Here is a 6,395-nt window from a genome sequence, read left to right on the forward strand (position 1 = left end):
GTGGGGGTCGTGCTCGGCCACCAGGTCGCGGATGCGGGCCAGGGTGGGGTGGGCGGCGTCGAGGGGGCGCTTGTCCCCGCCCGAGAGCTCGTTGCCCCCGCCCCACACCGCCAGGCAGGCGTGGTGGCGCCTCTGCTCGATGAGGGCGGGGAGCTCGGCCTCGAGCCGCCGCAAAAACGCCGCGTCGGTGGGGGGCAGGTTGTCGGTGCCGGAGGAGCTGAGGGTGAACTCCTGCCACACCAGCAGGCCCAGCTCGTCGCAGAGGTCGTAGAACAGCTCGCGCTCGGGCGGGCTCACCCCGTTGACCCGGATCAAATTGGCCCCCGCGCCGCGGGCCAGGCCCAGCAGGTGGCGGTAGCGCTCGGCGAGGCCGGGACGCCCGTACATCAGGTCGGGGGTGACCCAGTTGAAGCCCCGGGCGAAGACCGGCTGCCCGTTGACGGTGAAGGTGTAGGGCAGGGCGTCGGTGCGCCCGGCGTTGGGGGTGAGGGTCACCTCGCGCAGGCCCACGCGGCGCTGCCACGCCGACTCGCCCCACGCCACGCGCAGGGTGTAGAGGGGCTGCTCGCCCCAGCCGTGGGGCCACCACAGCCGGGGCTCGGGGACCTCGAGCACCCCCTCCCGCCGCTCGAGCGGGTCCAGGCGGCGTTCGGCCACCACCCTGCCCTCGGGGTCGGCCAGGCTCACGCGGAGGCCGGCCCGCGTCGCCCCCTCCAGCCGCGCCGCGAAGCGCAGGCGGGCCAGGGTGTTGCCCTGGGCCAGCTCGGCGTGCGCGTAGACCGCGCGGACCTCGCCGGGGAGGACGGGCTCGAGCCACACCTCCCGCCACAGCCCCACGTGGACGAGCCGGGTGCCGAAGTCCCAGCCGTAGCCCATGCGGGGCTTGAGGGTGCGGGTCGCGCTGGTGCGCCCGAGCTGGGCGGGCTCGGGCGGGGCCTCCTCGAGCGCCACCACCAGCAGGTGCTCCGCGCCGGGGCTCTCGAGGCGGAAGCGGCACGGGGAGTAGAGCCCCTCCACCCTCCCCAGCCGCTCGCCGTCCCAGTAGACCTCGGCGGCGTAGTCCGCCCCGCCGAAGCACAGCCACAGCGGCCGGCCCTGCAGCCCCGGGGGCACGCGCACCCGCTTGCGGTAGACCCACTGCCGCTGGGGCACCCACTCGACGAGCTTGCTGTTCTCCCCGGAGTAGGGGTCGGGGATCAGCCCGGCCCGCAGCAGGTCCCAGTGCACCGAGCCGGGCACCTGGGCCGGTATCCAGCGGGTGCGGGCGAAGGCCCCCACCGCCTCCTCGGCGCCCAGGTGCAGGCGGCGGAAGCGCCAGTCCTCGCTGACCGACTCCGCCACCTGCCAGCCGTCGCCCGCGAGCGAGTGGCGCACTTAGCCCTCCACCCCCGGCCGGTAGGCGCTGGCCCGGCCCGCCGAGAGCACGAAGCGCTCGATCTTGTCCCGGGCTTCTCGCCGGACGGCCTCGAGCCCAAGCGCCCGCAGCTCCCCGGGGAGGGCGTCGAGCTCGGCGCTGGTCATGCGCTTGAGGCCGCCCATCGCCCCCAGCAGGGCGTTCTCGAGGTCGGTGGCGACGTTCATCTTGGAGATGCCCCCGCCCGGCAGCCGGATGGCGCGGTGCACCGTCTCCTCCGGCAGCCCCGAGCCCCCGTGCAGCACGATGGGGGTGCCGGGCAGCAGGGCGCGGATGGCGGCGAGGCGCTCGAAGTCGATGCGGGGGTTCTTGACCGGGTAGACCCCGTGGGCGGTGCCCACCGAGACCGCCAGCGCGTCGCAGCCGGTGCGGCGCACGAACTCCCGCGCCTCCTCCGGCACCGTGTACATCGCCTCGTCGCCCTCCGGCTCGAGCTTGTCGGTGGTGGTGAGCCTGCCCAGCTCGGCCTCCACGCTCACCCCGTGGCGGTGGGCGTACTCCACCACCCGCCGCGTGAGGGCCACGTTCTCCTCGAAGGGCAGGGCCGAGGCGTCGATCATCACGCTGGAGAAGCCGGCCTCGACCGCCGCCTCGATCACCGGGAGCTCCCAGGTGTGGTCGAGGTGCAAGGCGAAGGGCAGGTCGGCGCCGGCGCCCTGGAGGGCCCGCTCGAGCGCGTCGCGGAACGCGCGCGGCGTGACGGCGAACCAGCCCAGCTCGCGCTGGCTGATCTCCACGATCAAAGGGGAGTCGGCCTCGACAGCGGCCTCCACCACCGGGCGGATGCAGGCCAGGTAGCGCACCGAGAAGGCCGCCACCGCAAAACCGCCGGCCTGAGCCACCGGGAGCAGCTCGGAGAGGGTGAGGGCGCCGGGCAGCTTCACCGCGGCACCTCCTGCCCCAGCGCCTCGAGCGCGGCGCCCAGGCCCGAGGCGGGGCTGGAGAGCACCGGCACCCGGGGCGGCTGGGCCAGGTTGGCGAGCAGGCGGGCCATGCTGGCCTGGGCCAGCACCACCACGTCCACCTCGCCCAGCAGTTTTTCCAAGGCCGCCACCACCCGCCGGTCGTGCTCGGCCCCCTCGCCCTGCTGCAGGGCCTCGAAAGCACCCTCCACCAGCACGGTCCTCAGCTCCACGGCCTTGCCCGCGGCCCTCGCCTCGGCCTCGACCAGGCGGGCGGTGGGCTCGAGGGTGGTCTTGACCGTCGCCATCACCCCGACCCTGTGCCCCAGCCGCACGGCCTCCCGGGCCATGGGGCGGTCGATGCGCAGCAGCGGCACGGGCGTGCGGGCGCGGGCCGCGTCGATGACCTCGCCCACCGAGGAGCAGCAGCACATCACCGCGTCGGCCCCGGCCTTCACGGCCTGCTCGACGTAGCTCTCCAGCCGCCCCCGCACCGCCTCCGTGACCCCCCCGGCGGCGATGGCGTCGGCCAGGAGGCTGTCGTCGAGGATGTTGACCAGTCGCACCCCGGGGGCCAGCCGGGCGGCCAGCTCCTTCATCGAGGCCACCGTGACCGGGGTGGTGTGCAGCAGGGCCAGGGTCTTTTTCATGGCTCCCCCCTCGTGCGCTCGGGCTCGAGCGCCAGCGTCAAGACCTCCCAGGGTCCCCCCTCCAGCCGCAGGGTGCCCTCCTCGAGCCGCAATTCCTCGCCCAGCTCCTCGCGCAGGTTGGCGCGGAAGGCCCGCAGCACCGGGAGGTGGAAGCGCAGCCGGGCCTCGGCGGGCCGGGCGCTCAGGTTGACGAAGCGCAGGATCAGGTGCTCGGAGCGCTCGGCCTTCTTCAGCGCCGAGAGCAGCAGGTCGCCCTCGAGCGCGACGAACTGGCCCGCCGGGGGCAGCTCGCCCGTCAGGCTCAGGTGCCGGTTGCGCAGCGGGACGACCTGGCTGACGGCCGGGACCGCCGAGAGCGGGGCGTTGAAGTCGTGGGCGGCGCGGTAGCTTTTGGCCTCGGCCCAGGTCCCGGCGTGGGGGATCAGGCTGTACTCGGCCACCACCGGCCCCAGCATCTGGGCCTCGGGGGTGGCGGCGGTGGGCCCGGCCCCGCCCACCCGGCTCAGGAAGTCCTCGCGCGAGAGCCAGCCCACCGCCCGCAGCAGCGTGAGGGCGACCTCCCCGCGCTCGCTGACGCTGAACTCGGGCAGGCCCCGGTTGGCGAGGGTGAGGCCGCGGGTGCCGTCCGAGACGCTGACGAAGGTCTGCTGGGGGTGCTCGTGCACGGCGGGCTCGCCGCTGCCGCGCTCGCCCTCGGGGAGGCCCACGGGCCGCTCGACCACGTGGAAGTGGCCCTCGGCGCTCGAGGCCTTCACCGCCCTACCCAGCGGGAACAGCACCCGCAGGCGGTGGTCTTTGGCGGTGTTGGTGAAGTGGGTGCGGACGTCCACCCGCTTCACCCCGGCGTGGAGGGTGACGTCGGAGTGCAGCTCGAAGGGCACGTGGTCGGGGCTCCTCGAGTTGCGGTCCTCGCTCAGGCCGGCGGGCAGGCTCCAACGCCACGTCACCCGCAGCGTCGAGCGGCTGCTGCCGAGCTCGAGCCAGCTCAGGCGGGGGGGCACGTCGCGCGTGGAGAGCACCTGGTCGCCGATGGGGAAGGAGTAGTTGTAGGTGTCGCCGGCGTCGCCGCCGTCCTCGAAGACGCCCAGGCCCTCGTAGACGTGGCCGGTCTCCTTGTCGCGCAGCGTCAGCGAGCCGTCCTTGGGGCTCACCGTCACCTCGAGGTAGGCGTTCTCCATGCGCCCGATCCCCATCGCCAGGTCGGTGGTCTCCCAGTTGCCCTTGTCGCGGGCCACGACCTCCGAGAGGGTGTAGGGCCGCAGGCGGAAGTGCGAGACGGGCTCGGCGCGGGGCTCGAGGCGGTAGGCCCTGTAGCCCAGCCCCGGCACCTCGCGGGCCACGAAGCTCACCTCGGTGAACTCGTCGGTGCGGTGGGGGGGCTGGCTCGGCACGCCCAGCCAGCCGAAGGCCTCGGCCTTCTCGAGCGGGTGCACCACGGTGCGCGCCTGGAAGGGGACCTCGTTCCCCTGGGCGTCCTTGAGCGCCCAGGTCTGGGGCTCGACGCGCAGGTGGGCGTTGAGCAGCAGCCGCACCGCGTCGGTGCGGGTCCAGGAGAGGGGGTTGAAGACGGTGAAGGGCTGGGCCCGCTCGGGGAGGGGGCCGTAGTCCACCCGCGCGGCGATCTCCTCCTGGGCGCTGTAGGCCAGCAGGTCGGCGATCTGCTGGGCCTCGTCGAAGCGGGGGATCATCTCGCGGTGCACCTGGTCGATCGAGCAGCCGCAGATGGAGTCGTGGGGGTGGTTCTGGATCAGCTTCTCCCAGGCCAGCCACAAGTAGTTGTGCTCGTAGCGACCGCCCAGGAGCCAGTTCAGGGCCTGCAGCGGCTCGGCGTAGCGCTCGAGCGCCGCCTGCGCGTCGCGGTTCTTCTGCTTGAGGTGCATGCGGGCGCTGAGGACGCCGGGCAGCAGGTGGGCCTTGCGCCCGAAAGCCCGCCCCTCCCCCCTCCACACCACGCCGACGCGCCCCAGTTGGGTCTTCACGTCGGCGACGAAGGCCTCGAGCGAGGACATCCGGTACTCGAAGCCCTCGACCTGGGCGTTGATGGCCTCCAAGAGCCCCGGCAGGCGCTCGTCGGCGGGCAGGTGGTCGCCGCCCATGGGCTCCAAGATGAAGTCGGTGGCGGCGTAGTGCTGGAGGTAATTGACCGTGCGGTTGGCCCGGCCCACGGTCTGGTCGTGGGTGCGCTCGGGGTCACGGGGGAAGACCTTGTAGTGGCTGCGGTAGTACTCCAGCGGCAGGTAGATGCCCAGCACCCGGCTGCCGTCGGGGGCCTCCCACCAGAACTCACTCTGCATGCGCTCGGGGAAGACGGCCTTGTTGCGGGCACGGGGGAAGTCGTAGAAGTTGACCCCCGCCTCGGCGTCGCCCTCCTCCTTGCCCAGCGGCGGCGCGCCGAAGCCGCGCCACACCACCGCGCTTTCGATGCCGAAGCCCCGCAGGATCTGGGGCATCTGGCCGACGTGGCCGAACTGGTCGGGCAGGTAGCCCACCCGGCTCAGCCCCACGCCCAGCTCCCGCGCCACCCGCTCGCCCAGCAGCAGGTTGCGCACATGGGCCTCGGCGGAGACCAAGAACTCGTCGGGGAGGACGTGCCAGGGCCCCACGTGGATGCGCCCGGCCCGGATGAAGCCCACCAGCGCTTCGCGCCGCTCGGGGCGGGCCTCGAGGTAGTCCTTGAGCACGATGGTCTGGCCGTCGAGCACGAAGGGGCCGAAGCCGGGGTCGGCCTCCAGCACCTCCAGCAGCTTGTCGATGGTGTGCACCAGCCGGAAGCGGAAGCGCTGGAAGGTGCTCCACCACTCCCGGTCCCAGTGGGTGTGGTGGTAGAGGTGCACCACCCGTTGCCGCTTCTGCGGCGCCGAGGGCGAGGGGGCCTGCTCGCTCATGCCTTCGTTCCTTTCCGGTGGCGGTCCCAGGCCGCGCGCACCAGCGCGTAGTCCTCGGGGGTGAGGGCTTCGCCGCTATCGACGTGGGTGGCGAAGTAGAGGCTGGGGATGCCCAGCTCGGGCTGGAGGCGGGTGTACTCCCGCCAGGCCCCCAGGCTCGGCATCGGCCAGTTGTCGGTGTCGATGAGCAGGTGGGGGCAGGCCGCGCGGGCCACCTTCGCCCGGTGGACCATCTGCGCCAGCACGTCGGCGCCGGTGTTGACGTCGTTGAGCCGGATCATGTCGGTCACGCCCGCGAAGTAGGGGTTGGGGGTGTGGGTCATCACCAGCGCGTCGGGCTTGCAGCGCTTGGCCTCGTCGTAGAGGATCCACAGCAGCTTGTGCAGCAGCCCCACCCCCCACTCGGGGCCGTGGCGGCGCAGAAGCGGCAACGGGTGGTGCACCTCTACCACCACACCCACTGGGACCGGGAGTGGTGGAGCACCTTCCAGCGCTTCCGCTTCCGGCTGGTGCACACCATCGACAAGCTGCTGGAGGTGCTGGA

General features: G+C 73.1%; 5 protein-coding genes. All 5 read right to left on the bottom strand.

Annotation, left to right across the window (positions count from 1 at the left end):
- On the bottom strand, nucleotides 1-1,374 hold a 1,374-nt coding region (locus Mterra_RS17745), incomplete at its 3' end, for a glycoside hydrolase family 2 protein (RefSeq protein ID WP_218022962.1).
- Entirely contained in the window at nucleotides 1,375-2,298 is a 924-nt protein-coding gene (locus tag Mterra_RS17750; protein ID WP_119316364.1) for a class II fructose-bisphosphate aldolase, read from the bottom strand.
- Nucleotides 2,295-2,966, bottom strand: a complete 672-nt coding sequence (locus Mterra_RS17755) for an aspartate/glutamate racemase family protein (protein ID WP_119316365.1) — start codon at nucleotides 2,964-2,966, stop codon at nucleotides 2,295-2,297. The genes Mterra_RS17750 and Mterra_RS17755 overlap by 4 nt, the downstream gene beginning before the upstream one ends.
- Complete coding sequence (locus tag Mterra_RS17760) at nucleotides 2,963-5,851, bottom strand: alpha-mannosidase (RefSeq protein WP_119316366.1); 2,889 nt, start codon at nucleotides 5,849-5,851, stop codon at nucleotides 2,963-2,965. The genes Mterra_RS17755 and Mterra_RS17760 overlap by 4 nt, the downstream gene beginning before the upstream one ends.
- Nucleotides 5,848-6,294 carry a hypothetical protein gene (locus Mterra_RS17765; RefSeq protein ID WP_147372917.1) on the bottom strand — a complete coding sequence of 149 codons (447 nt, stop codon included), beginning with the start codon at nucleotides 6,292-6,294 and terminating at the stop codon, nucleotides 5,848-5,850. Before Mterra_RS17765 ends, Mterra_RS17760 begins: the two co-directional genes overlap by 4 nt.
- Nucleotides 6,295-6,395 lie beyond the last annotated feature (101 nt).

The sequence above is a fragment of the Calidithermus terrae genome, from assembly GCF_003574345.1.
In the GTDB taxonomy this organism is placed as follows: domain Bacteria; phylum Deinococcota; class Deinococci; order Deinococcales; family Thermaceae; genus Calidithermus; species Calidithermus chliarophilus.

Coding starts and splice junctions, on each gene's coding strand:
- Mterra_RS17755 (WP_119316365.1), bottom strand. CDS start 2,966: ATGAAAAAGACCCTGGCCCTGCTGCACACCACCCCGGTCACGGTGGCC.
- Mterra_RS17760 (WP_119316366.1), bottom strand. CDS start 5,851: ATGAGCGAGCAGGCCCCCTCGCCCTCGGCGCCGCAGAAGCGGCAACGG.